Raw genomic sequence first — 25,983 nt, forward strand, 5'->3', positions numbered from 1 at the left:
GACATGGGGGCTCCCCGCTTTATATCCCATGCCTCCCGCCCGTCCCGGGAGCGGACGGCCCGGCGGGCGGCGGGGGCGGCGGAAGACCCCACACAGGTGGGCGAAAGACGTTAGAAGACGGGGTTCTTCCTGCCGTGGAAACCCCCGTGAACCCGCACGAATCCGCCCTCCTCGAAGACCTCAACCCGCCCCAGGCGGAAGCCGTGCTCCATGGCGACGGCCCGCTGCTGGTGCTGTCGGGCGCCGGCAGCGGCAAGACGCGCGTCATCACCCGCCGCGTCGCCCACCTGGTGAAGGTGCGCCACGTCTTTCCCTGGCGCATCCTGGCCGTCACGTTCACCAACAAGGCCGCGCGCGAGATGCGCGACCGCCTCTTCGCCCTGCTGGGCTCGCAGGCGAACGAGCTGGTGGTGAGCACGTTCCACTCGGCCTCCGCGATGATCCTCCGCCGCGAGGCGGAGCACGTGGAGCTGACCAAGTCGTTCGTCATCTACGACGACGGAGATCAGCTCAACGTCGTCAAGCGCGCCATGCGCGACGCGGGCATCGAATCCATGATGCAGCCGCGCGAAATCCTGAGCCGCATCGACCAGGAGAAGAACGCCGCGCGCCTGCCGGACGACATGCGCCTTTCGGGGCCGGATGACGTGAAGGGCGCCACCGTGCAGCGCGTGTACCGGGCCTACCAGCGCCTCTTGCGCGCGGCGAACGCGGTGGACTTCGGGGACCTGCTGCTCCTCCTGGTGAAGCTCTTCCACGACCGGCCGGACGTCCTGGAGCGCTACCGCACGCGCTTCACGCACGTGCTGGTGGACGAGTTCCAGGACACCAACCCGGTGCAGTACGCGCTGCTGCGGCAGTTGGCCCCGCCGCCGTCCTCGAACCTGGTGGTGGTGGGCGACGACGACCAGTCCATCTACCGCTGGCGCGGCGCGGACGTGCAGAACATCCTGGAGTTCCCCATGCAGTACCCGGGCGCCCGGGTGGTGCGCCTGGAGCAGAACTACCGCTCCGACCAGAACATCCTCACCGCGGCGCACGAGGTCATCTCCAAGAACTCGCGCCGGCTGGAGAAGAAGCTCTGGAGCGAGCGGCCCAAGGGCGAAAACCTGGAACTGATGCTCCACCGCGATGAACGGGCGGAGGGGCAGGAGGTCGCCCGGCGCATCCTCGCCCTCCAGCGCGAGGGCTTCATCAAGTTCTCCAGCATGGCGGTGTTCTACCGGACCAACGCGCAGAGCCGCGTGCTGGAAGAGGCGCTGCGCCTGGCGCGCGTGCCGTACACGCTGGTGAGCGGGCGCAGCTTCTATGACCGTGCGGAGGTGCGCGACGCGGCGGCCTACCTGCGGCTGATGGTGAACCCGCGCTCGGACGCGGACCTGGAGCGCGTGCTCAACGTCCCGGCGCGCGGCATTGGCGGCACCACCGAGGAGCGGCTGAAGGACTTCGCCGTCCAGGAGGGTCTGAGCCTCTTCGAGGCCCTGGCCGAGCGCCACCGCATCCCCGCCCTCAACAGCGCCGCGCAGAAACGGCTGGGCGGCTTCCACCAGCTCCTGGTGTCGCTCAACGCGTTCGCCCAGACGGCGAAGGACGCGGCGGGCGCGGTGGACCAGATGCTCCAGGAGACGAAGCTCGTGGAGACGCTCGTCGCCGACGGCAGCGAGGAGTCGAACACCCGGGCGGAGAACCTTCGCGAACTCCTGGGCGCGGCTCAGGAGTTCGACCTGAAGCGCGCGTCCGACGCCGTGGCGATGGCGATGGCGATCGAAGCGCGCGAGGAGGCGGCGCCAGAGGGCGTGGACTCCGCGCCCCTCACCGCGGACGTGCCTCCGTTGCAGGCGTTCCTGGAGCAGATCAGCTTGGTGGGCGACGCGGACGCGGAGGTGGGCGACGGCCGGGTGGCGCTGATGACGCTGCACGCGGCCAAGGGCCTGGAGTTCGACGCCGTGTTCCTCACCGGCATGGAGGACGGCGTCTTTCCGCACTCGCGCGCGCTCAAGGGCGCCGAACCGGACAGCGGCGAGGAGATGGCCGAGGAGCGGCGGCTCTGCTACGTGGGCTTCACCCGCGCGCGCAAGCGGCTCTTCGTGAGCCTGGCGCAGTGCCGCTCCCTCTTCGGTGAGCTCAAGTACAACCCGCCCAGCCGCTTCCTGGCGGACGTGCCGCAGGTGCTGTTCGGCTTCAAGGAGAACGACCTGCCCCCGCCCCCGCGCGCCGCCGCCATGGCCCCGCGCCGCCGCGCGTGGGACGAGGAGGAAACCGGCCCGCGCGTGGACCGCAGCTATTCGCAGACCTCCGACATGGAGGCCGTGAGCGGCGACGTGCGCGGCATGCGCGTGCGCCATGAGCAGTTCGGCTCCGGGCGGATCATCTCCGCGGATGGCAGCGGCCCGAACGCCAAGGTGACGGTGGAGTTCGGCGGGGACGTGGGCCTCAAGCGCGTCATCGCGCGCTTCCTCATCCCCGGTTAGGCACCCCGCATGCGGTGTCGACATTTGTTTTCAATGTCGACGTGACGGGACTGTCCGGTTTGTCCGGTGTACGGATTGACTTTCCAACGCCTCCTCATTGGGATGAGCACCAATGAACGGAGGCGCTCGCTCGATGGCGCTAAGACGACGATGGTGGAGTCCGGCGCTGCTGGCCGTCTCCGTAGGACTGCTGGGGGCCTGTGAGGGCCAGATCCTGGATGCGGCGAAGCCTGGAGGCCCTGGGCCGGGCGGCAATCCGGGCCCGGGCGGCCCGGGCAATCCGCCCGTGGGGGTGGAGCAGCCGGCGCGCTCGGTGCGCGTCGCGCGGCTGACGCACCCGCAGTGGGTGGCCAGCGTGAAGGAGCTCTTGAAGCTGGACGCGGCGCCCACGACGCTGGCGCAGAGCTTCCGCGCGGATCCGTCCCAGAGCGGCTTCCTCTTCGACAACGACGCCCGCGCCCTGTCGGTGGACGAAGCCCTGTGGGGCGCGTACCAGCGCGCGGCGGCGGACCTGGCCGGGCAGGTGGCCACGGACGCGACGAAGCTGGCGAAGCTGCTGCCCCCCGGCACCAACACGGACGAGGCGCGCGCGAAGGCGTTCGTGGAGTCCTTCGGCATGCGGGCGCACCGCCGGCCGCTGACGGCCGACGAGGTGGAGTCCTACCTCGTCCTGTACCGCAAGGGCCCCACGGCCTACGCGACCATGGCCCCGTTCCAGGCGGGCCTGCGGCTGGTGATGGAGGGATTCCTCCAGTCGCCCCTCTTCCTCTACCGCGTGGAGAAGAGCACGCAGGCGGCGGACGGCAAGGTGCCGCTGGACGCCTATGAAGTGGCGTCCCGGCTGAGCTACGCGCTCTGGGACTCCATGCCGGACGAGGCGCTGTTCACCGCCGCCCGCGAGGGCGCGCTGGGCAAGCGCGAGGGCGTGGCGGAGCAGGCGCGGCGGATGATGAAGGACGCGCGGGCGCGCGGCGTGGTGGGGGCCTACCACCAGGTCGTCTTCGACGTGCCCCGCTACGCGAGCATCCGGCCCAACACCACGCGCTTCCCCACCGTCACCGCGAAGCTGTCCGAGTCCGCGGCGAAGGAGAACGCGCTCTTCGTGGACGACGTCGTCTTCACGCGCGAAGGGCGCTTCTCCGACCTGCTCACGTCGCGCGACACCTTCGTCAACGACGAGCTGGCGCGCGTCTACGGGCTCACCGGGACGTTCACCGCGGACTTCGTGCCGGCGACGCTGGACGCGACGCAGCGCCGGGGCGTGCTCACCCAGGTGGGCTTCCTCGCGTCGCACGCGACGTCGATGGACCCGGACCCCATCCACCGGGGCGTGTTCCTGTCGGAACACCTGCTGTGCCAGAAGATTGGCGCGCCGCCGGCCAACATCCCCGCGCTGCCCGCGCCCAACGGCCGCACCAACCGCGAGGTCGTCACCTCCCACACGGAGGCGCCCGGCACGGTGTGCGCGTCGTGCCATTCGAACCTCATCAACCCGCTGGGCTTCCCCTTCGAGAACTTCGACGCCGTGGGCGGCTTCCGCACCACGGACAACGGGCACCCGGTGGATGCCACGTCGTCGCCGTCCATCGGCGGTGAGAAGGTCGCGGTGCGCGACGCGGTGCAGTTGTCGGACACGCTGGCCAGCTCGCAGGCGGTGCACGAGTGCTACGCGCGTCACTGGGTGGAGTTCCTGAGCGGACGCCCGGCGGCCACGGAGGACGCGGCGCTGGTGGCCCGGCTGGGCAAGCTGTCGCGGGCAGGTGAGCTGTCCGTCGTGGACCTGGTCGTCGAAGTCGTCACGGGCGTGGGCTTCGTGAACCGCCACCCGGAGGAGCTGCCGTGAAACTGAGCCGTCGACGCATGTTGCAGGGCCTGGGTGGGGCCATGTTGGGGCTGCCGGTGCTGGAGGGGCTGCTGCCCCGCAAGGCCCAGGCGGCGGAAGCCGCGGCGCTGCCCTTCGCCATCTTCCTGCGCCAGGCGGATGGTGTCGCCGCCGCGCAGAGCACGTCGGAGCTGGGCAGCGAGCCGGAGCGCTTCTGGCCGGAGCCCCTGGGCAACCTCACCACGACGACGCTCGCGGGCAAGTCGCTGGTGGAGCTGGCCGACCACCGCGCCCGCCTGCTGGTGGTGCGCAACGTCAACATGAAGGACTACAACTACGGGGATGGCCACGCGCGCGGCGCGTTCCAGGCCCTCACCGCTCGCGGCCCCGCCGTGGAGGGCGTGGGCGGCGACTCCGAGGCGTCCGGTGAATCGCTGGACCACCGCATCGGCCGGGAGCTGAACCCGCAGAAGCGCGACTCGCTCTACCTCTACGCGGGGCAGGCCGGCGGCTGGCTGGGCGGCCCGTGCATCTCCCACCGGGGCAGCGCGTCGCGACGGGCCGCGCTGCATGACCCGTGGGTGGCCTACCAGACGATGGTGGGCGGCCCCGGAGGCCTCACGCCGGAGGCGCGCGAGGCGCTGCTCGTGCGCCAGAAGAGCATCAACGACCTGGTGTCCGGCCAGCTCAAGGCGCTCCAGTCGCGGCCGGAGCTGAGCCGCACGGACCACGAGCGCCTGGACCTGCACCTGTCCAACGTGCGCGACCTGGAGGTGGCGTTGACCTGCCGCGCCCGCGCGGACGAGGAGCTGCGGCTGCAGCAGCAGGCGCCCGGCTACAACAGCACGGACGGCAACGAGGTGCTGGCCACGGTGCGGCTGCACATGGACATCGCGGTGCTCGCGGTGGCGTGCGGCACCACGCGTTCGGTGGCCATCCAGGTGGGCAACGGCAACGACAGCGCCACGCGCTACCGGGACCCCACGACGGGGCAGTTGATGGAGAACTTCCACTACATCTCCCACCGCCGGACGTCGCACGACGCGTCGGGTGGCATCATCGCCGGCTCGGACGTGCTGCACTCGCGGGTGGATGCGCAGTTCGCGCAGACGTTCAACTACCTGCTGGACCGGCTGGCCGGGTACGTCCTCCCGGATGGCAAGAAGCTGGTCGACCAGGGCGTGTCCGTCTGGTTCAACGACCTGGGCAACGGGCCGGCGCACTCGGCGCGCAACATCCCCTTCATCCTGGCGGGGAGCTGCAATGGCTACCTCAAGCAGGGCGTGGCGGTGACGGCGTCTGGCGGCGGCAATCCCAACCTCAACAAGCTGCTCAACACCATTGGCACCGCGGTGGGTGTGCGCAACGCGGCGGGCGGCCCGCTGGACGACTTCGGCGACCCGACCATGCCGAAGGGGCTGCTGACGGAGTTGGTGGCCTGAAACAGGAAGCAGGCGGGCGCGGATGGAACATCCTGGTTTTTTCCGCGCCCGGCTTTGACCCGAAATGATTCCGCCCCGCCTCCTTCTGATTGAAACGAAGGAGGTCGGGATGTTCGCAGGAATCCAGAAGGCGCTCGCATCGTCGCTTGCCGTGGTCTCACTGCTGTCCGCCAGTCTGGCGGCGGCGCACGGCTCCATGGAAGTTCCCATCAGCCGCGTGTACGGCTGTTTCAAGGAAGGGCCGGAGAGTCCCCAGTCGGCGGCGTGCAAGGCCGCGGTCCTGGCTGGTGGCACGCAGGCGCTGTATGACTGGAACGGCGTCCGGCAGGGCGCCGCCAACGGGCGGCACCGCGAAATCATCCCCGACGGCAAGCTGTGTAGCGCCGCCAATGAGAGTCACAAGGGGTTGGACCTGGCGCGCACGGACTGGCCGTCCACGCTCATCACCCCGGACTCCAGCGGCAAGTTCGAGTTCGTCTTCCACGCCACCGCGGTGCACGCCACGGGCTACTTCCAGCTCTTCGCGACGAAGGAAGGCTACAACCCGGCGCTGCCCCTGAAGTGGTCGGACCTGGACGCGACGCCCTTCTGCAACGTCACCAACGTGTCCGCGACGAACAACCGCTATCGCCTCAACTGCCCCTTCCCGTCGGGCAAGTCGGGCTCGCACGTCATCTTCGCCATCTGGCAGCGCGCGGACAGCCCGGAGGCCTTCTACGCCTGCACCGACGTGAAGTTCAGCAACACGCCACCCCCGCCGGTGTCATGGAAGGAATTGGGCCAGGTGCAGGCCCGCGAGGACCTGGCCAAGGGCAGCAAGGTGACGTTCCGCCTCTTCGACAGCGCGGGCCGCGACGCGGAGTCCTACCCGCTGCTGCTGGATGCGGCCACCCCGGCCGCGACCTGGGTCTACCGCCTGGCGCAGCAGGTGAACGCCGTCTCCAGCCGCGTGCAGGTGGGCGTGCTCCAGACGACGGGCAGCATCACCCCGACCCAGGACGCGCTGGCCAACCGCGTGTATGCGAAGGAGACGGGCTACACGTTCCAGGTCGACATCGAGAAGCCGGCGCCCGGTGGCGGCTCCGACGGTGGCACGGACGGCGGTTCGGGACAGACGGCCCAGTACAAGTACCCGGCTGGCCTCGCCAACTACACGGCCGGCACGCTGGTGGAGGGTACGGACTCGAAGCTCTACCGCTGCAAGCCCTTCCCGTACTCAGGCTGGTGCAAGGGCGTGGCGTCCTACTACGCGCCGGGCTCGGGCATCGCCTGGGCGGATGCGTGGGACCTGGTGCCGTAGGCAGGCGCTGACGCTGGAGACAAACCGGGCCGCCTTTCCCAGGGGAAGGGCGGCCCGTGGTGCGCCGGATGTAAAACACTGTCAGGGTTGGAAAGAGCAGTGTTTCAGGTTTTTGCGGAAACATTGTGGTGCGAAGGGAAGATAAAGAGCAGGCGGTCCCTGTCTGCCTTTCCTCCTCCCCCGAGGCTCCATGTCTTCGTTGCTGTCGTCACCCTTCGTTCGCGTGGGATGTCTTTCGCTGTGGGTCGTTTGTTTCAGCGCCTGTGGCCCGGCGGAGTCCGTCTCCGAACCCGTCGCGCCGACCTCCGAGGCGCGGCAGGCGGCCGTGGGGACCTCCACGACGCTGGTGGCCGCTGGCAGCGTGTGGAAGTACCGGGACACCGGCGTGGACCCGGGCGCGCAGTGGAAGACGGTGGGCTACTCCGACGCGGCGTGGGCGCAGGGCGCCGCGCAGTTGGGCTACGGCGATGGTGACGAAGCGACCGTGGTGTCCTACGGCCCCAGTGCGTCGTCCCGTTACGTGACGACGTGGTTTCGCAAGACGTTCACCGTGGCGGATGCGGCGCGCGTGAGTGCCGGGGTGCTGCGCCTGCTGCGGGACGACGGTGCCATCGTCTACCTGAACGGCACGGAGGTCTTCCGCACCAACCTGCCCTCGGGCACGGTGACGCCCACGACGCTGGCGCCCCTGACCATCGCCGGGGTGGATGAGACGACGTGGCTGTCCGCCTCTGTTCCGCTGACCTCGCTCGTGTCGGGCACCAACGTGCTGGCGGTGGAGGTGCACCAGTCCACGCTCAACTCGTCCGACCTGGGCTTCGACCTGGAGCTGAAGGCGACCCTGTCTTCACAGCCCACGCCTTGCTTCGCGTTGGACCTGCCGTCGCTGGCATCGCTGCGCGCGTCTCCGAAGAAGGTCTTCGCGCACTACTTCTCGCCCTATCCGCTGTCGCTCGACAACAAGGACCCGGCGGTCGACTACTACGCGCGCAACTACCTGCAGCCCACGGGGGAGAACTCCAAGTTCGCCTACTGCGGCGGCCTGCTCAAGCAGCGCCCCCTGCCGCAGCCTCCCCGCGCGGCGGGCGTGGACTACGAGCGCGTGAACTTCGAGGTGGAGGTGCGGCGCGCATCAGCGCTGGGCCTGGACGGCTTCACCTACGACATCCTCAACCACCAGGGCACGCACTGGACGCGGCTGCTCAAGCTGCTGGATGCCGCGAGCGCCGTGGACCCGAGCTTCCGCATCGTGCTGATGCCGGACATGACGTCCACGTACCAGGGGACGGACGCGGAGGCGCAGACGGCGTTCGTCAACTCCATCGCGTCGGTGGCGGCGCACCCGGCGACGTACCACCTGGATGACGGGCGGCTCCTGCTGTCTCCGTTCGCCGCGGACCGGCGCACGCCACAGTGGTGGGCCTCCGCGCTCCAGGCCCTGGCCGCGCGCGGCATCCCGTCCGCGCTGTGGCCGGTGTACGTGTCCCCGTGGGCGGCGGCGACGACCAGCCTGAAGGCGCAGGTTCCGCTGTATGGCACGTCCACCTGGGGCTCGCGCACGCTGTCGGGCGCGGCGGGGCAGAAGACGAACCCGGGCACTGCGCACGGCATGGGCTTGAAGTGGATGGCCCCTCTGGCGGTGCAGGACTCGCGGCCCAAGGACCTCATCTACACGGAGGCGAACAACTCCCAGGCGCTGCTCGCGCTGTGGGACGCGGCCATCACGGGCGGCGCGGACTGGGTGCAGCTCATCACGTGGAATGACTATTCGGAGGCCACGGAGTTCTCGCCGTCCAGCGGCACGCAGTGGGCGCCGTTCGACCTGACGGCCTACTACACGGCGTGGTTCAAGACAGGGGTGCAGCCGGCCATCGTCCGGGACGCGGTGTATTACTTCCACCGGACCCAGGCGACGACCGCGGCGCCGGACCTGACGAAGCAGCGCGAGGTCTACCAGGTGCGCAACGGGGCCTCGCCCGCGAATGAGATTGAATTGCTGGCCTTCCTCACCGCGCCCGCGACGCTCGAAATCGAAGTGGCCGGCACGGTGCAACGCAAGGACGTGGGCGCGGGCATCCAGTCCTTCCGCATCCCGTTGAGGGAAGGCACGCCGCGCTTCCGGGCGGTGCGCGGCGGCGTCACCGTGGCCACGGTGACGAGCGCGTCCCCCATCAGCAACAGCATCGTCTACCAGGACCTGCTCTACCGCGCGGGCGGCAGCCTGACGTGTGACCGGAGCGCGTTCTTCCCCTGAAGCGAGGGGCAGGTCGGGCCGCTCGCCTCAGGGTTCGAGGGGACGCCACACCGCGCGCACGTCGCGGGAGTGCTCACCCACGGTGGGCACTTCCAACTCCTCACGGTGGAGTCGGTCGCCGTTCCTGCCCATGGCGAAGAGGGTGTAGCGGCCCCCTGGGAGGTGTTGGAACGTCGCGACCTTCGGCGGGCCGTCCCTCCACTGCATGGGATGGGACTGCTTCTGCAGCAAGCCCGTGGCCTGGAGAGACTCCGGGAAGGGCACCGGGCCTGGAATCAGCAGGGCGAAGTCGATGTCGTCCGCCATGTTCAGGTGGAGGGTGCTGCCCTCCTTCAAGGCTTCGAGCGTGACCGCCACCGGACCGCTCGCGGGGATCCGCAGGGGCTCGGGGCGAAAGCGCTCCTCGCTGTCCTTGTCGACCGGCTCTGCCTGCATCCAGTACAGGCCTGGGGGCAGGGCCTGCACCCGCACCATGCCCTGGGGCGCTTCGTGGACGTGCGACGTCCCATCCGCTTCCAGCAGGACGACGGTCGAAGCAAGGGGCTGGCCCCGGGTGTCCCGAACCTGGAACTCCACCGAGGCGCCAGGGTCCAGCACGTCCTTGAAGGTCTGCTCTTCCGCCGCCAGTGTCCGCTGGAGCGGCAGGTAGCCATCCACCTCCAGCCGGAGCGTGAGGGCGGTGGCGGGCAGGTGCTTGAACACGAGCGTCCCGTCCGGGGCTGGCACCACCTGCTGAAGCGTCAGGGCCCGTGTGGCGCCGGCTTGCTGGATCTGGACGCGGACCCGCGATGGGGGTGACGCGGCGCCGCGGCCGGTGAACAGGGCCCCCGTCCGGGCGTCGTGCAGCACGCCCCGTACCGTCCGGCCGCGTGACAGCGTGAGGACTCCCACGTCCAGGTCACCTTCGTCCGGGAGCGTGAGGGTCCGCTCCAGGGGCGCGAAGTCCAGGGCGCGCACCACGAGCCTCCGGCCCTCGCTCGGACCCGGGGGCTGCTCGAAGGTGCCGTCCTCGGACGTGACCCGGCTGCCGTTCACCGAGAAGGCCGTGAGGGGCTGGCCCCCTTCGTCGACGACCCGGCCACGGAGGACGGGGCTTCGCTTGAGGATGAGGCGCAGGTCCTGGGCCTCCTCCCCAATCCTCCACCTCCGCTTCACGGCCGTTCCTCCCCGGGAGTGGACCGGATCGAAGTCGTGGCCCTCAAGCCACACGAACAGGTCGTACCGGGGCGCGCTCAGGTTCTTGAGGACGAAGCGGCCCTCCTTGTCCGTGCGAACGCCCTCCGGCTGTCCGTTCCCGCAGAACCCGCGCCCCTGTTGCCAGTTCGGGGTGTCCTCGGAGGGGATGGAGGCTCGGACCCTGGCCCCTTCCAGGGGACGGCCCGTGGGGTCCACGGCGATGCCGGAGACCGTCCGTCCTTCCGGGAAGCGCAGGGAGCCGTCCACGCGCTGTCCCTCCACGACCTCCACCGGCTGCGTGGCGATGACCTCCAGCGCGTCCGTCTGGAAGGAGGCCTCCACCATGAAGTGGCCGGAGGGAATGCCCCGCAGCGTGAACCGTCCGTGCCCATCCGTGAGGTCGGTGCGGTTGTCGATGTCGAGCTTCCCTGCGCTCCAGAGAGTCACCCGGGTGCCCTCCATGGGCACGCCGTTCGCGCTCAGGAGGATGCCGGACACCTCTCCACCCCGACGCACGACGAACCGGACGTCGCGGGAGGGAATGCGCACCTCGAGCCGCTCGGTGACGAGGTCGTCCTCTTCGAGGAAGAGCGCTCCTTCGCCCTCGCGCCTGGCATCCACCACGAAGCCTCCGGCCTCGTCCGTGGTGACGGTCTCTTCCTCCCGGTCGCGCTCCCAGCGAAAACCCGTTCCCCTGCGCAGCGACACGGTCCGGCCGGGCAGTGGCTGGCCGTCGGTGTCGACGAGGATTCCCTCCACGGACACGGCGCGCGTCAGCGTGAAGTCGAGCGGTTCCGTCCGCGCGTCGATGGACTGCTCATCGCTGGGAAGGTCCAGGTGGTGCGCCGCCTGGACGCCCAGGCTGTGGGCGCCGGTCATCAGGGGGCCCAGTCGGTAGTGTCCCTCCGCGTCGGTCAGGGCGAACGCTTCCCCGGAGGCAATCGCTCCCTCGACGTTGGAGCGTGCCGTCACGCGCGCGTCCACGATGGCCTGCCCCGCGTCGTCCCGCACGGTGCCTTGCAGGAACACGGCGGGCTCCAGTTGGAGCACCGGCTCCACCGGAGGGTCACTCTCCTTGGACCGGAAGACGGCGAAGGCATCGCGCGAGGGCGTCTGGGCGAAGAGCGTGTGTGGAGGCGGATGCGCGGATTCGAAGGTGAAGCGCCCCGTGGCATCCGTCGTGGTGAACCGCCGCCGGGTGTCGAACAGGGTCGCGGTCAACATCACGTCGACCCCAGCGGCGGGAGCACCCTGGGCGGACACCACCTGGCCCGTGACGCGCACGGGTCGTTCGAGCCACAGGGGCTGATACTTGAGCGAGTGGGCACCTGTGAAAAAGAGGGAGGTCCAGCCCTCCGCGGTGATGAGGACGGCGTAGTCCGTCGCGGGCAGGGGGCCCACGCGGAAGTGGCCGCTGGCGTCGGTGAGCGCATCGAAGAAGCGCGTGTGCCCCCGGGAGAACACGGTGACGCGGGCTCCGGCGATGGGGCCCGCATCGCCCTTCTCCTGGACGACGCCCGTGAACACCACGCCCTCTTCAAGGAGCAACGCCACGTCCTGACTTCCCGTGGCGACGTCGGGTTGCTTCGCCGCGCCCTGTTCCCCCAGGGCCCAGAGCGTGACGATGCCCTCGGTGAGCCCGTCGAGCACGAAGCTTCCGTCCTGCGCGGTGGTCGTCTCCGCGAGCACGTGTGCTTCCCCTTCACGTGTGGCGACCCGCGCCTGGATCTCCCCCTCGAACCGGTGGCCGCACTCCGTCCACGGGAGGGGACGCTCGCGGGGGCTGGAGGCCTCCGTGGCATCGGCGGGGCAGGGCAGCTCCGACAGCGTCTCTCCCGGCTCGACGCGCGACGCGGACACTCGCACTCCGGCCACGGGACCGTGCTCGTTGCTCACGGTGCCGGTGATGCGCGGGCTTCCGGCGATCACTCGCACTGCCTGCTTCGTGGCGCGGGCCCCGGTGGACGACTTCCCGGTGGAGGGGGATGCGGGGGAGGTCGGGTTCGCGGCCTCGCGCGAGCCGTACAGCAGCGCGAGCAGCAGCAGCACTCCGATGATGCCCCCGATGCCCGGCAGCCACCCGCGGTTCGCCTCGCGCATCAACGCCCTCCCGTTGTGCTGTTGCCTCCCAGAGGATACCCGCGAGCGGCCAACGCCGTCTCACCGGGACCGGACGCCGTGTTTTCCGTCAGGGCTGTGCCACGCCAGCTTCGGCGGTGAGGTCCACCTCTCCCCGCTCGGGGATCCGCACCGACCGGGGTGGGAAGGTGCTCCCGCTGCGTTCGCCGGTCTTGTGCGTCTTCAGCAGGTATTCTCCCGCCTCCACCCCCCGGAGGAGAGCGTTCCCCGAGGGCGCCGTGGCTTCGTAGGCCCGGTGGCGCCGGTCCTGGGGCGCCAGGAAGAAGTGCGCGGGCACGGGCTTTCCGTTCGCGTCCCGTGCCGACAGCCGCACCCTCGCCGCGGGGTCCAGGGACACTGTGAGCGGCTCCTGGGTGCGCACCTCGATGCTGACGGGCAGGAAGCCATCGACGGACAGGTCCAGGGTGAACGGCGGCGGCGGTAGGGTCGGCAGCTCGTAGGCCACGTCGATGCTGACGGGCTGTTCGGGCACGGGCCTGAAGCGGACGGTTCCTCCCGGGACGGGCTCCTGGAGCTGTGCGTAGAGGCCCTTCGTCTGGGTGACGGGGGCTCCGGTCTCCTCGTCCCGCAGGTGGAGCCGCAGCGTCCATGGACGGGGAAGGGTCAGCGTGCCCAGGTCCACGTCCACGCCTTCCTCCGCGGTCGCGGTCTGGTGCAGGGGGGCGAAGCCGGGCGCCTTGAACGTGAGGGCACGGGGGCCGGAGCCGGTGACCTCGACGGAGAAGGTGCCGTCGGCACTGGCTGCTATCTCCACGCCGTGGAAGCTGGAGTTCCCGGTCATCCGAAAGTGGGTGACGGCCTTGCCGTCCGGATCCACGAGCCGGCCTTTCAGGTGGCCGTTGCGCGCCAGCACCAGTCGCACCTGCTCCGCGTGGGCCTCCACCCAGAAGGTCTGTTCCTCCGCGTCGAAGGTGCCTCCCTGGGAGCGCTTCGCGCGAAAGGTGTGGTCCGGCAGGCTCGCGTCCAGCGCGTAGCGAGAGGCCGTCAGGTGGCGCAGGGTGAAGCGGCCATCCGGACCCGAGCGGATGCCGGCGAGCCCCGGGACGGCCCCGATGCCCTCATCGAACTGCTCCCATGCGGCATCGTCCTCGGGTGTCGTCGCGGAGATCATGACGCCCGCGAGCGGCTGGCCTGTTCCATCCACCGCCACCCCGGAGAGGGTGCGGCCTTCTTCCAGGCGCAGGGTCACATCCAACTGCTCGCGCTCCTGGAGTTCGATGCGCTGAGACACCCGCTCGTTCATCCACTCCCGGGAGACGGTCGCCTCCAGCAAGTAGCGCCCGGGCCGGAGCCCCTGGAGGAGGAAGGTGCCCGGGCCATTCGTCTCGCCGTAGCGCGGCCCCGCTCCCTCCGCGTCGTCGCCCTCATCCGTCTCCTTTTCTTCCGGCACCAGTCGGATGGAGGCCTGTCGCACCGGCAACCCCTGCGCATCCATGACGTGCCCCGACACCGACGCGCCCCGGTTCATCACCAGCCTCAGGGACGTGGCGGGCACCTGGACCTCGAGCGCACTGGGGATGAACGCGTCGTCCTCGGCGATGATCCACCCGGAGTCCGCTTCCCGTGCGTCCAGGACGAAGTGCCCGTCCGCGTCCGTCAGCGTGACGTCCTCGGGAGCGCAGCCACTGCCCCCGTTGGCGCAAGAGTGAAGTCCCACGGAGATGCCCGCGAGCGGTTGGCCCTCCGCATCGACGACGGTGCCTTCGGCGGAGGCCGCGCGAGGCAGTGTGAAGTCCAGCGGGCCCTGTCCCCGGCCCAGGGCCTGGTTCGCGACCTCCAGGTCCAGGTGGTGGGCCGCTTCGAGCTTGAAGGTATGGGGCCCGGCTCGCACGGGCCCCAGCCGGTAGCGCCCGGATGTGCTCGTCACGGTGGTGGCCTCCGCGGACGCCGGACCTCCGTCCTCCCGGAAGGTGCTCACCTTCGCCCCCGCGATGGGACGGCCGGTGTCGTCGCTCACGGTGCCGTCGACGTACACGCCGGGCTGGAGCTGGAGCACCACGTCCTGCGCGGGCGGTGTCACGGTGAGCGTGGCGAACGCACCTGATTGGACCGTGCCGACGTTGAGTTGATGCGGAAGCTCCGGCACGTCGTCGAAGGAGAACCGGCCGGCCGCGTCGGTCGTGGTGAGCTGCTCCGTCGCCAGGGCGGTGTCGCCATCGAGCAGGACCAGGAGCCCCGCAGCGGGGCTTCCATCCACGGCCACCACGCGGCCCGCGAGCCGGGATGCGCGGGCGAGCGTCACGGGTTCGAGCGGGCCCTCCTGGTCCAGGTCCTGGATGAAGCGCGGAGCCCAGCCCTCCGCGGAGATGAAGACCGAGTAGCGGCCCAGGGGCAGGGGGCCCAGTTGGAAGGTGCCCTGGGCATCCGCGACGGTGTCGAAGAAGCGCGTGTGCTCGCGGTCGATGACCGTCACCCGGGCGTCGGGAATGGGCGTCGTCTCGTCGAGGGCCGTGACGTTGCCTTCCACGACGCGTCCCTCTTCCAGTTGCAGCTCCACGCCCTCTCGGCCGACAGGAACGTGGGGCAGCACCCCCGCGCCTGTCTCCGCCAGGGCCCAGAGCGTGACGCTGCCCTCGGGCAGGCCCTCCAGCACGAAGCGGCCCTCCGCGTCCGTCGTCGCTTCCGCGAACACGGGGGCTTCGCCCAGCCGCGCACCCACGAGCTCCAGCAGCATGCGCCGGTACTCGATGCCGCAGTCCCTCAGTCCGACGGGAAGCTTCTCCTGGCCCTCCACGATGGTGGGGCAGGGCAGCTCCGACAGGGTCCTCCAGGGCTCCGTCCGTGACGCAGAGACGCGCGCGCCCGCGACCTGGCCCCGGGCATCGCGCACGCGGCCGGTGATGCGCGAGCTGCCGGCGGGCTGTGGCGCGGTCGTGAGCACCGGCCTTCGCGGCGTCGGCATCCGTGATGCGGAGGTCGGAGTGGAGGGGGTGGACGCAGGGGCGGAGCGGGAGGTCCCGCTGCCCCAGAAGACGACGGCGAGGAGCGCGACGACGGCCAGCACGCCCACCGTCACCCAGAGCCTCGCGGTCCGCTTCCCCATGCGCGACAGGATAGCCGCCACCCTGTCACGTCGTCAGCCGCTCTGGGGCGCTCAAGGCGCGAGAGGGATCCACACCGGGCGCACGTCATGGGATGGCGTGCCTTCGGCGGGCACGTCCAGCTCCTCGCGGTGGATCCGGTCCTTCGCGCGGTTCATGCCGAAGAGCGTGTAGTGGCCCGCGGGCACACGGCGGTAGATCAACGACAGGCCCTCCCATTGCTTGAAGGGATGTTGGAGGATCTCCAGGCGTTCGGCGGCCTTCGCGCTCGTGGGCAGGGGCACCTGACCCGGAAGCAGGAGGGCGGTGTCGATGTCCCCCTGCGTCCGCAGCGCGAGCGTGACGCTGGCGCCCGCCGCGTCGAACGTGAGGGTGACCTCGCCGGTCGGTGGAATGGTCACGGACCGGTTGGGGAAGAAGAGCGGGTCGGAGTCTTCGAGGGGATAGGCGCTCGCCGTGTAGAGGCCGGGGGGCACGGCGCGGAAGCTGAAGTCGCCGGGTGGGGGATAGAGCTCGTGCCGGTCCCCATCGGGGTTCCAGAGGATGATTCTCGCGTGGGCGGGGCGGCCCTGTGCGTCGCGGACGTGGCCCGACACCCGTGCGCCTCTGCCCAGCGAGGCCGTGAAGGTCTCCTCCTGCGCGCCCACCGACCTGTGCAGGGGCAGGTACGTGGGCACCTCCAGTTCGACCGTGAACGCCGTGGCGGGCAGGTGCTTCATCACCAGGGTCCCATCCAGCTCCGGCACGACCCTGTGCTTGTCCGGGTAGGGCGGGCCTTCCAGCGCGCCTTCCGCGCGGATCCGGTACGTGACGGCCACGGCGACCTTCGACCCCGAGTCGGAGTACAGGCGTCCGTTGAACGGCGCGCCCGTCTCCGCGTCGCGCAGCAGCACGCGCACCGTCCTGCCCTGCGTCAGCGTGAGGACGCCCAGGTCCACGTCGGTGTCGTCCAGGGTGAGGGTGCGCTCCAGCGGCGCGAAGTCCGCAGCCTCCACTCGCAGCCTCCAGTCCCCCGTCTCCTCCACCGTCAGCTCGAACCTTCCGTCGGGCAGCCGGGAGTGCCGGCCGTTCACCTCGAAGGAAGGGAGCGCCGCGCCACCTTCCGCGACCACGCGGCCCCGGACGTGCGGCGTGCGGCGCAGCACCAGCCGGACCTCGTCCACGTCGCTTCCCACCCGGAGCGTGTCCTTCCGGGGCGAGGTGACGCCCTGACAGCGCGAGGGTTCGACGCGGTGGTCCTCCAGGTCCACCGACAGCTCATGGCGGGGCCCGCTCAGGTGCCGCAGCGTGAAGCGGCCTTCGTCGTCGGTGAGGACGCCCCTGGGCTCATTTCTCTCCAAGCCATCCACGGTGTAGTCGTCGTCGGTGCGGGCGCGGTAGTGGGGCGTGTCCCCGTCCGGGACATGGGCGCGGACGGCGGCTCCGGCAAGGGGCCGGCCCCGGATGTCCACGACGACGCCCCGCAGTGTGCGTCCCTCCTCCATCCGCAGCGTCACCTCCGGGTTCACTCCCTCCACGATGTCCAGCGGTCGCGAGGTGCGCTGATCCACGTCGCGCGTCGGGTTCACGGCCTCCACCACATAGTGGCCGGGCGTCAGGCCCCGGAGCGTGGCCCGGCCCTGTTCATCCGTCCTTTTCGAGCGTTCGCTCCAGTTGCGCGCGTCGCGCTTCCACAGCGTCACCTCCAGGTCGTCCAGCGGGGCTCCCGCGGCGTTGCGCACGGTGACGGACACGCTGGCGCCCCGGTGCATCACCATCCGCACCTCCTGGGAGGGGATGGTGACCGCGAGCCGCCCGGGCAGGAAGTCGGAGTCGTAGACGTCGAGCCATCCGGGGCCTCCCGTTGGCGCATCCAGGGTGAAGCGTCCGGCATCGTCCGTGCGGGTCGCGGCGAGCGGGTCCCCCGCTTGAGGGTCCGTCATCGGTCCCTGGCGAAGCCGGAGCTCCTTGTTGGTGAGAGGCTGGCCTTCTTCATCGACGAGGACGCCCTCCACGGAGACCGCGCGCGGGAGCGTGAAGTCGAGCGGCCCCGTGTCCCCGTCGACCATGCGGAGGGTGGACGACTCCATGAGATGTCGGTCGGCCCGCGCCATCACGTGGGTCCGCACGGCGAGCAGGGGGCCCAGTTGGTAGTGCCCGCTTGCGTCGGTGACGGCCCGCCCGCCCCCGGCGGTGCTTTCTTCATCCATCATGGGGGGCGCACTGATCCGCGCTCCCTCGATGGGCTTCCCCGCGTCGTCGCGCACGGTGCCCTGGAGGATCACCCCGGGTTCGAGTGTCAGCACCAGGTCCTCCCGGGGGCCGGTCTCCACGGTGGCGAAGGCGTTCTGCTCCGGGGTCTGCGCGAAGAGCGTGTTCCGATGGGCGCCCGCCACCCTGAAGTCGAAGCGCCCCTGCGCGTCCGTGGTGGTGCGGTAGGAGGCCATGTCGTTCCAGGGTGACAGCATCCGGACGTGGACCCCGGGCGCGGGAGCGCCTTGCGCGGACACCACCTGGCCCGCGTAGTGCGAAGGGTGACCCAGGAGGATCACCTCGGAATCGAGCGGGTTGGCTTCCCGGAGGAGGCGCGGGGTCCTGCCGGCGGCCGTGGCGAGGAGCGCATAGGTGGCCGACGGAAGCGGCCCGATGCGGAAGCGGCCCCGGGCGTCGCTGGTCGCGTCGAAGAAGCGCGTGTGCTCGTGGGAGAAGAGGGTGAGCCGGGCTCCCGCGATGGGCTCCCTTTCATGCACGTCCTGCACGACGATGCCCTCGAAGACGTGCCCGTCCTCCAGTGCGAGCACCACGTCCTGCCTTCCCGCCGCCACGTCGTGGACCTTCGCCGCGCCCTCGGGTCCCAGGGCCCAGAGGGTGACGGTGCCCTCCGGCAGTCCATCAAGCACGAAGGTGCCATCCTCCTCCGTGGTGGCCTCCGCGAGGATGCGCGCCTCTCCCTGCCGGGCGCTCACCTGTTCCAGCAGTTCCTCGTAGGCCGTGTTCCAGCAATCCGTCAGTCGGGCCCGAGCCTTCGTGGACTCGTAGGACGGAGGACACGAACGCTCCGACAGCGTCTCCTCCGGCTCCACGTGCGACGCGGACACGCTCACCCCCGCGACTGGGCCCCGGGCATCACGCACGAGCCCCACGATGCGCAGGCTCGCTCCCGGCACGGGTGTGACGCGCAGCCCGGTGACGAAGCTGCCCGAAGAGGCGCCAACGGTGGCGCTACGAGACCCCCGGTTCGAGGCGGCTCCGTGTCCGCGCAGGACATACGTCACGAGCAACAGCCCGACGATGCCCGCGATGATGAGTGCCTGGCGGCGATTCTCCTGGCGCATGCGGGGGCCAGGATAGCCGCCACCCGTGAACTCCGTCAGGAGGGCGTCATGGGAGGGACGCCCACGTCAGGGGGCGAGCGGTCTCCACGAGGGGCGCACTTCGAGGGACACCGTGCCTTCGGCGGGCAGCTCCAGCTCTTCACGGTGGATCCGATCCTTCGCGCGGTGGATGGCGAAGAGCGTGTAGTGGCCCGCGGGGACGCGGTCGAAGCGCAGCGTCACGGGCAACTGCGCCAACCGCTCCTGGGGATGCCCTCGTGCCCCCAGCCGCCGGGATGCCATGACGTCTTCGGGCCAGGGCTCCGAGCCGGGAATGAGGTGGGCCCTCAAGACGTCGTCCGCCAGCCGCAACGTCAAGGTGGTGCCACGCTCCAGCGCTTCGAGCGTGACGACGACCTGCCCGCTGGCGGGGACCCGCAGGGACTTCGGTTGGACGTTGCCCTCGGCGAGTCTCTTGTCGTCCTCATCAAATGAGACGGCGGTGAAGGAATAGAGGCCCGGGGAAAGGCCGCTCATGACCAGGGTGCCCGTGGAGACCACGCGCTGATGCGTTTCGCCGTCCGGCATCGTCATGAGGAGGATCGCCCGCATGGGGCGCCCCTGGGCATCCCGGATGTTCACCTCCACCCGGGCTCCGCGCTCCAGCAGGGCCGTGAACTCCCGCGCCCCGGCGTCCAGCGTCTGGCGCAGCGGCAGATAGCCGGGGACTTCCAATTCGAGGGTGAGGGGCGTGGAGGGCAGGTGTTCCAGGAGACAGGTGCCGTCTGGCGTCAGCGCGGCCCGGAGCCTGCGGAATGCCAGCACGGGGTCGCCGGGGCCTTCGCTCCGCAGCCGGTAGAAGACGGTGCCCGAGTGTTGGACCCCGCGCCCCGGAGCATCGCGCACCTCGCCGGTGAAGGGGAGGCCCGTCTGGGCGTCGCGCAGGACGCCGCGTACCGTCCGGCCTCCCTCCAGTGTGAGCGTGCCCAGGTCCACGTCGGCCCCGCCCTCCAGCGTGAACGTCCGCTCCAGCGGCGCCAGGCCCTTGGCTCGGAAAACCAGGGCGTGGCGGTCGGTGGCCCTGTACAGGTCCACGTCGAAGTTTCCGCTCGGGGAGCGCTGTTCGTCGAAGTCGACGGTGAAGGACGTCACGGGCGCGCCCCCCGGACCCACCACCCGGCCCCGGGCGTGGGGTCTGCGGTGGAGCACCAGCCGAACCTCGCGGACGTCGCTCCCCACAATCAAGGTGCGGTCCTTGCCGGGGAGGCCTCCCTGGGAGCGGGCGGGCTCCAGGTCGTAGTCCGCCCGGTTCGCGGACAGCACGTACCGGGAGGCGTCCAGGTGCTTGAGGAAGAAGCGGCCCTCGCCGTCCGAGCGCAGGCCCTCCACGTCCATCGAGGACATGCCAGTGCTCTCCCGGTGGCGCGGGAGCTCCTCTTCGGGAACCCACATCCGGATGATCACCCCCGGCACGGGCCGGCCTGCTCCGTCCACGGTGAGGCCCGCCAGCGTCCGGTTCCCCTCCATCCTCAGGGCCACCGTCGCGGTCTCTCCGTCCGCCACCTCCACCGGCTGCGAGGCGCTGCGCGTGTAGGCCGGGGTCCGGAGGGAGGCCTCCACCACGTAGCGGCCGGGACTCACACCCTGGAGGGTGAAGCGTCCCTGTTCGTCCGTGGCTCCCGAGCGCTCGGCGTCGTCCTGCTCCTCGCGCTTCCAGAGGGTGAGCTCGACGCCGGGCAGGGGAGCTCCCGCCACGCTCACGACGGTGCCGGAGACGGTGGCGCCCCGGCGCAACACCCGCCGGATGCCCCGCGAGGGAATCCGCACGGCGAACCGCTCCCGGATGAAGCGGTCCCCCTCGATTTCAATCCACCCGGGCCCCACGGCCTGGGAGTCCAGCACGAAGCGCCCGGTTTCATCCGAAACGGCGACGTCCTCATCCGCGTCCGTCCCGGTGCGCCGAAGCTCGCCGGCGTGCAGCTTCACCTCCAGGCCCGCGAGCGGCTGGCCCGCCTCGTCGACCAGGTGCCCTTCCACCGAGCCTGCACGCTCCAACGTGAAGTCGAGGGGCTCCGTGTGTTCGTCGACCTCGTGGCCCACGGGCCCTTCATCGAGGTGGTGCTCAGCCTGGACGCGGATCAGGTACTCCGAGGAGGCCAGCGGGCCCAGCCGGTAGCGTCCATCCGCGCGGGTCACGGCCTGCCCGCGCTCGCCGAGGGCGACGGGCTGGAAGGGTTGTGCCGTGACCTTCGCGCCAGCGACTGACTTCCCGGTGTCATCCCGCACGGTGCCCTGGAGGAAGACGCCGGGTCGCAGTTGGAGCAACAGCCCTTCCCCGGGCGGGGACTCGATGGAGGCGAACGCGTCCTGCGCGTTGCTCCGCGTGAAGAGTTCATGCTCGGAGGGCAGCGCCGAGGTGAACGCGAAGCGTCCCTGGGGGTCCGTGGTGGTGACCTGGGGGTCCGGCTCCGAGGTGGGGGGAGACAGCCAGACCTGGACCCCCGCCGCGGGCGCTCCCTGTTCGGACACCACCTGTCCCGAGAAGCGCGAGGGACGGTGGAGTGTCAGGTCCTCCAGGTCAGCGGGTTTCACGTCCTGGAGCAGGAGCGCGCCTTCGCCCGCGAGGGCGAAGAGGGCGGCGTAGCGTGTGCGGGGAAGGGGCCCCAGCCGGAAGTGTCCCCGGGCATCGGCGCGCACGTCGAAGAAGCGCGTGTGGTGATGGGAGAACAGCGTGAGCGTCACCTGCGTGAGGGGCTCCGGAGAGCCCTCCAGCTTGACGTTGCCCTCGAACACGAGGCCGTCATCGAGCGACAACACCACGTCCCGGGTCCCGGCCAGGATGTCGTGTTGCTTCACCGCGCCCGCTTCCCCCAGCGCCCAGAGCGTGACGGCACCCTCTGGAAGTCCATCGAGCACGAAGGTGCCATCCGCTCCGGCTGTCGTCTGCGCGAGGACGGGCGCTTCGCCTTCGCGGGCGTTCACCTGTTCCAGCACCCGGGCCTGGGCCTGGGGCCAGCAGTCCATCAGCCGGAGGGGGGGCGCGAACCCGGCGGCTCCGGCGTCGGCCGTGAGGAGGTCGGGCGCGGGGCAGGGGCGCTCGGAGAGCGTCTCCGCCGGGTCGACGCGCGAGGCGGACACCCGCACGCCCGCCACGGGACCGTGCTCGTTCCTCACGATGCCGGTGATGCGCAGGCTCCCTCCCGCCACGGGCGTGACGCGCAGCCGGGTGCCGGAGGGGCCCGCCGCGTTCGTGGCCGTGGAGGAACGACGGGATGACGGGGACACTGCCTGCCGACGCAGGAGGAACGTCACGAGCAGCAGCCCGACGATGCCCGCGATGACGAGTGCCTGGCGGCGATTCCCCTGGCGCATGCGGGGCAGGATAGCCGCGAACCCGGAGCGCGTGCTCAACGCGGACGGGCGGGCACCGTCACCGTGACGACCTTCTGGTAGGCATCCAGTGCCACGTCCTGACTGCGCTGGTCCCGCTCCAATTGGACGGTGATGACGATGGGCGCGAAGGGCAGACCGTCCAGGTCGACCGCGCCCTCCGCGTCGAGGTTGCCGAAGAAGGGGGGCGGAACGGGGTTCTTGAAGGGGATGGGGTTGCCTTCGTAGCTCATGCCCACGGAGACAGGGACTCCCGCCATGGACCCCGGGTTTGCTTCGTCGCGAACGATGAAGCGGGCCTTGCGGCTCCGGGTCATCACCAGGTCGCCCAGGTCCACGTCTTCACCCGGCTTCACCATCACGCTCCGCGGGAGGTCGAAGAAACCCTCCGCGCTCACCACGACAGACTTGCTGTCGTCCCGCAGCACGACGTCGAAGACGCCGTCGGAGGATTGCTTGCGCCCGTCGTTGTGCACCCAGAGCGAAGAGGGCAGGGGGCTGCCGTCGGTGCTCACGACGCGCGCCCTGAGGCGCGAACGCCGCTCCAGGACCAGCCGGATCTCTGGCCCGCCCGGGACCACATGCAGCGAGGACGCGTCGGCCGTTCCACCTTGTGAACGCGCGGGGGCGAAGGCCTGGTCCTCCTTCCAGGCGACGAGCTGGTACGTCGGAGCCACCAGGTGCTTGAGCACGAAGCGGCCGTCCGGGCCGGAGCGCACCCCGCCCCCGCTTCGCGGGTCGCACGTTTCAACGGAGAGCTGCCACGGGGGGACGTCGTCCAAAGGCAGGCAGGCCCGGACCTGGACGCCCGGGACCGGTTGCCCGAAGGTGTCCACCGTCATTCCTTCGAGCGCGCGACCTTCCTCGAAGCGCAGCGCCACCACGGCCTGGGTGTGCTCCTCCAGCTCAACGGGCCGCGAAGTGGACTGCGCCATGCCAGGAGTCCTGCGCCAGGCCTCGAGCATGTAGTGCCCGGCCTTCAGGCCTCGCAGTGAGAAGCCGCCCTGCCCATCCACGGTTCCGCTGCGTGCCTCCCCGCTGGCCGGTGTGGTGTCCCAGAGCTTGAGGGTCACGTCCGTCATGGGTTGCCCCTTCGCGTCCACCACGGTGCCGGACACGGAGGCTCCTTGCTGAAGCACCACGCGGACCTCCGTCGATGGCACCTTCACGTCGACCTCCGTCGAGATGAAGTCCGTGGCGCTGGCGGAGAGCCGGCCCGGGCCTTCCTGCTCGGTGTCCAACAGGAAGCGGCCTGCCTCGTCCGACACGGTGCTCTCATCCAGCCGGGAGGCCCTGTCCCTGAAGAGCCTGGAGGTGACGCCGACCGGTGAAAGCCTCACCTCGACTCCCGCGAGGGGCCTGCCTTCGGTATCGACGACGCTGCCTTCGACCGACACGGCGCGGGCCAGGGTGAAGTCCCACGTCCTCGCGACGCCGTCCCTGTGGGGGATGGACTCCACCTTGTTCATGAAATGGGCGCGGGTGAGGGAGAGTTTCATGGCGGACGCCAGCAGTGGCCCCAGCCGGTAGTGGCCTGCTTCGTCGGTGAGGGCTTCCGGAATCGGGGCGTTGCCCAGGTGCTGCCTGTTCACCTCCAGCCGCACGCCCTCCAGCGGGCGGCCTTGATCATCCCGCACCGTGCCCTCCAGGAACGAACAGGGCTCCATCCGGATGAGGGTCTGCTTCGGGGACTTCTCCTGCACCGCGGCCTCGCCGATGGCGGTCCGCTCCGCGTTCCAGACCCAGAGGTGGTGCTCGACCGCCGGGACCTCTTCGAAGGTGAAGTGTCCCTGCTCATCGGTCCTGGCGGTCAGGATGTCCGCCCCCCCGAAAAGCGCCCGCAGGTTCACGGTGAGCCCTGGCGCTGGCAGCCCCTGGGGCGTGAGCACCACGCCCTCGAACTGGCGCATCGGGTGAAGCTTGAAGGCCACCTCCACATCGGCGTCCAGCCAGACCTCGTCACGCAGGAGGCCCGCCCGCCAGCCTTGAGCGCTCGCGACCTCCAGGTAGCGTCCCGGAGGAAGGGGACCCATGCGGAAGCGCCCCTGTTCGTCCGCGAGCACGTCGAAGAAGCGGGTGTGGGCTTCGTGCACCACCGTCACCCGCGCTCCGGGAATGGGCGCGCGTCCCAACGCCTCCGTCACGGTTCCGGAGATCTGGATGCCTTCCTCCAACTCCAGCTCCACGGCCTCGCCGCCCGCCGGGACGTCCAGGCGCAGCACCGCGCCGTGCTCGCCCAGGGCCCAGAGGGCGAAGGCTCCGGCGGGCAGTCCCTCCAGTGCGAAGGTGCCGTCCTGCGCCGAGACCGTCTCCGCGAACACGGGCGCTTCACCTTCGCGCGCCTCCACGAGTCGCGCGACCTCCTGCTCCAGTTCCGCGCCGGCGCAAGCGGTCAGTCGGCGGGCGTCGGAGGAGGGGGCCTCGCGAAGCGCCTCGGGACAGGGCCGCTCCGAAAGTGTCTCGGCATCCACGCGGGAGGCGGTGACGCGTACGCCTGGGACGGGCCCCCGCGCATCGCGCACCTCGCCGGTGATGCGCAGGCTCCCGGTGGGGGCGGGCACGGCGTGCTTCGCCGCGGTCCACGTGTTCAACGTGCCCGCCCGCGAGGAGGGCGCTCGCGGTGCAGGCTCCCCGGGCGCCTCGTCCGTTCGCGGGAAGAGCGCCATGAACAGCAGTCCGAGGACGACGACCGCGCCTGCCAGCCACCTGAACCACATCCCCTTGCGCATGCGAAGGGCAGGATAGCAGCGAGGTCGAAGGATGTTCCTCAGGGCGTCGCGAAACCCACGGCGCGCGCCTCCATGCCCGAGGGCGATGGCTCCTTTCGGAAGGTCACCCAGCCCTCCCGCTGCGAATGGCGGGGCACGTACGCCAGCACGAACCCAGCCTCCTCCGAGGCCTCGTCGCGCAGGGACACGCGCACGTGGACCTCCTCGGCCGCCAGGTCTCCGTGGTTCTCCACGGTGACGGGCACGCGCCACCCGCTGGCGCCGCGCACCGGCGTGCCCACGGTGACGGTCAGGTCCGGGGGCCCGCTCCCCATCGTCCAGGCGTCCACCGCGAGGTAGCCCAGCACCAGCGCCACGAGCACGCAACTGGTCACGAAGACCACGCCTTCCAGCCAGTTCCAGGGGGTCTTCATGATTGGATGAGCAGCCTTCCCGCCGAAGCGCCGAGCGTCGACGCGAGCCCCAGCACCACCACCTGCGCCACGCACACGCCCAGGCCGTTGCCGGCGAACCGGCCGAAGAACCACAGCACCAGCGCGCTGCACAACAGCGCCAGCGCGTACGTGATGACCGTCCCCGCCAGCACGTCCCGGCGCAGGCGGCGGCGCGTGAAGCGGTGCGCCTTCGTGAAGTCACTCTGGAAGAGGATGAGCCCACCCAGCAGCATCGACAGCACGGCGAGCCCCAGCAGGCGCCCCGGTGGCGTCTCCACCGCGATCATCACGATCTCCTCCGTGGGCGCCACGTTGGCGGCGAACAGGATGGCCCCGCAGAACGCGATGACGAACTGCGCGGGGATGTGCTCCGCGGACTCCAGCCTCCGCTTGTCCTCCTGCGGATCCTCCTCCCGGTGCTGCCCGCCGAACTGCGCGGCGCCCACCGACACGCCAATGGCCACCGTGCCCGCCTCCACCACCACCATCCCC

General features: G+C 70.4%; 12 protein-coding genes. 5 read left to right on the top strand and 7 right to left on the bottom strand.

The features are described from left to right. The first annotated feature begins 146 nt into the window (after nt 1-146). The 5 genes from D7V88_RS18400 (at nt 147) to D7V88_RS18420 (ending at nt 9,289) form a co-directional block, all read left to right on the top strand. Nucleotides 147-2,471, top strand: a complete 2,325-nt coding sequence (locus tag D7V88_RS18400) for an ATP-dependent helicase (RefSeq protein WP_120541950.1) — start codon at nt 147-149, stop codon at nt 2,469-2,471. Between the two features lie 133 nt (nt 2,472-2,604). Further along, nucleotides 2,605-4,314 (top strand): DUF1592 domain-containing protein, encoded by a 1,710-nt coding sequence (locus D7V88_RS18405; protein WP_244238233.1) that lies wholly within the window; start codon nt 2,605-2,607, stop codon nt 4,312-4,314. Beyond that, the gene (locus D7V88_RS18410) at nt 4,311-5,735 is read left to right on the top strand and encodes a DUF1552 domain-containing protein (RefSeq protein WP_120541951.1); all 1,425 of its coding nucleotides are present in this window, start codon (nt 4,311-4,313) and stop codon (nt 5,733-5,735) included. Before D7V88_RS18405 ends, D7V88_RS18410 begins: the two co-directional genes overlap by 4 nt. A gap of 109 nt (nt 5,736-5,844) precedes the next feature. Beyond that, nucleotides 5,845-7,035 (top strand): lytic polysaccharide monooxygenase, encoded by a 1,191-nt coding sequence (locus D7V88_RS18415; RefSeq protein ID WP_120541952.1) that lies wholly within the window; start codon nt 5,845-5,847, stop codon nt 7,033-7,035. 190 nt (nt 7,036-7,225) lie between these two features. Beyond that, complete coding sequence (locus D7V88_RS18420) at nt 7,226-9,289, top strand: glycoside hydrolase family 71 protein (protein ID WP_120541953.1); 2,064 nt, start codon at nt 7,226-7,228, stop codon at nt 9,287-9,289. 27 nt (nt 9,290-9,316) lie between these two features. Here the strand turns inward: D7V88_RS18420 and D7V88_RS18425 are convergent, their stop codons facing one another. From D7V88_RS18425 to D7V88_RS18455, 7 genes are all read right to left on the bottom strand, one after another. Further along, nucleotides 9,317-12,565: a carboxypeptidase-like regulatory domain-containing protein gene (locus D7V88_RS18425; RefSeq protein WP_120541954.1), complete on the bottom strand. Its 3,249-nt coding sequence runs from the start codon at nt 12,563-12,565 to the stop codon at nt 9,317-9,319. An 88-nt stretch (nt 12,566-12,653) separates the two neighbouring features. Continuing rightward, the gene (locus D7V88_RS18430) at nt 12,654-15,647 is read right to left on the bottom strand and encodes an MSCRAMM family protein (protein WP_120541955.1); all 2,994 of its coding nucleotides are present in this window, start codon (nt 15,645-15,647) and stop codon (nt 12,654-12,656) included. Between the two features lie 51 nt (nt 15,648-15,698). Continuing rightward, nucleotides 15,699-18,959 (bottom strand): carboxypeptidase regulatory-like domain-containing protein, encoded by a 3,261-nt coding sequence (locus tag D7V88_RS18435; protein WP_120541956.1) that lies wholly within the window; start codon nt 18,957-18,959, stop codon nt 15,699-15,701. 66 nt (nt 18,960-19,025) lie between these two features. Then, entirely contained in the window at nt 19,026-22,310 is a 3,285-nt protein-coding gene (locus tag D7V88_RS18440; protein WP_147448773.1) for a carboxypeptidase-like regulatory domain-containing protein, read from the bottom strand. 35 nt (nt 22,311-22,345) lie between these two features. Next, on the bottom strand, nt 22,346-25,045 hold the full coding sequence (locus D7V88_RS18445) for a carboxypeptidase-like regulatory domain-containing protein (protein ID WP_158625107.1): 2,700 nt from the start codon (nt 25,043-25,045) through the stop codon (nt 22,346-22,348). Between the two features lie 50 nt (nt 25,046-25,095). Then, nucleotides 25,096-25,470 carry a hypothetical protein gene (locus tag D7V88_RS18450; RefSeq protein WP_120541959.1) on the bottom strand — a complete coding sequence of 125 codons (375 nt, stop codon included), beginning with the start codon at nt 25,468-25,470 and terminating at the stop codon, nt 25,096-25,098. Further along, the coding region (locus tag D7V88_RS18455) for a DUF2391 family protein (RefSeq protein WP_120541961.1) at nt 25,467-25,983 on the bottom strand (517 nt) is incomplete at its 5' end. The genes D7V88_RS18450 and D7V88_RS18455, both read right to left, overlap by 4 nt.

Origin of the sequence: Corallococcus terminator, from assembly GCF_003611635.1 — a bacterium.
GTDB lineage: Bacteria > Myxococcota > Myxococcia > Myxococcales > Myxococcaceae > Corallococcus > Corallococcus terminator.

Coding starts and splice junctions, on each gene's coding strand:
- D7V88_RS18405 (WP_244238233.1), top strand. CDS start 2,605: ATGGCGCTAAGACGACGATGGTGGAGTCCGGCGCTGCTGGCCGTCTCC.
- D7V88_RS18415 (WP_120541952.1), top strand. CDS start 5,845: ATGTTCGCAGGAATCCAGAAGGCGCTCGCATCGTCGCTTGCCGTGGTC.
- D7V88_RS18420 (WP_120541953.1), top strand. CDS start 7,226: ATGTCTTCGTTGCTGTCGTCACCCTTCGTTCGCGTGGGATGTCTTTCG.
- D7V88_RS18425 (WP_120541954.1), bottom strand. CDS start 12,565: ATGCGCGAGGCGAACCGCGGGTGGCTGCCGGGCATCGGGGGCATCATC.
- D7V88_RS18430 (WP_120541955.1), bottom strand. CDS start 15,647: ATGGGGAAGCGGACCGCGAGGCTCTGGGTGACGGTGGGCGTGCTGGCC.
- D7V88_RS18435 (WP_120541956.1), bottom strand. CDS start 18,959: ATGCGCCAGGAGAATCGCCGCCAGGCACTCATCATCGCGGGCATCGTC.
- D7V88_RS18440 (WP_147448773.1), bottom strand. CDS start 22,310: ATGCGCCAGGGGAATCGCCGCCAGGCACTCGTCATCGCGGGCATCGTC.
- D7V88_RS18445 (WP_158625107.1), bottom strand. CDS start 25,045: ATGTGGTTCAGGTGGCTGGCAGGCGCGGTCGTCGTCCTCGGACTGCTG.
- D7V88_RS18450 (WP_120541959.1), bottom strand. CDS start 25,470: ATGAAGACCCCCTGGAACTGGCTGGAAGGCGTGGTCTTCGTGACCAGT.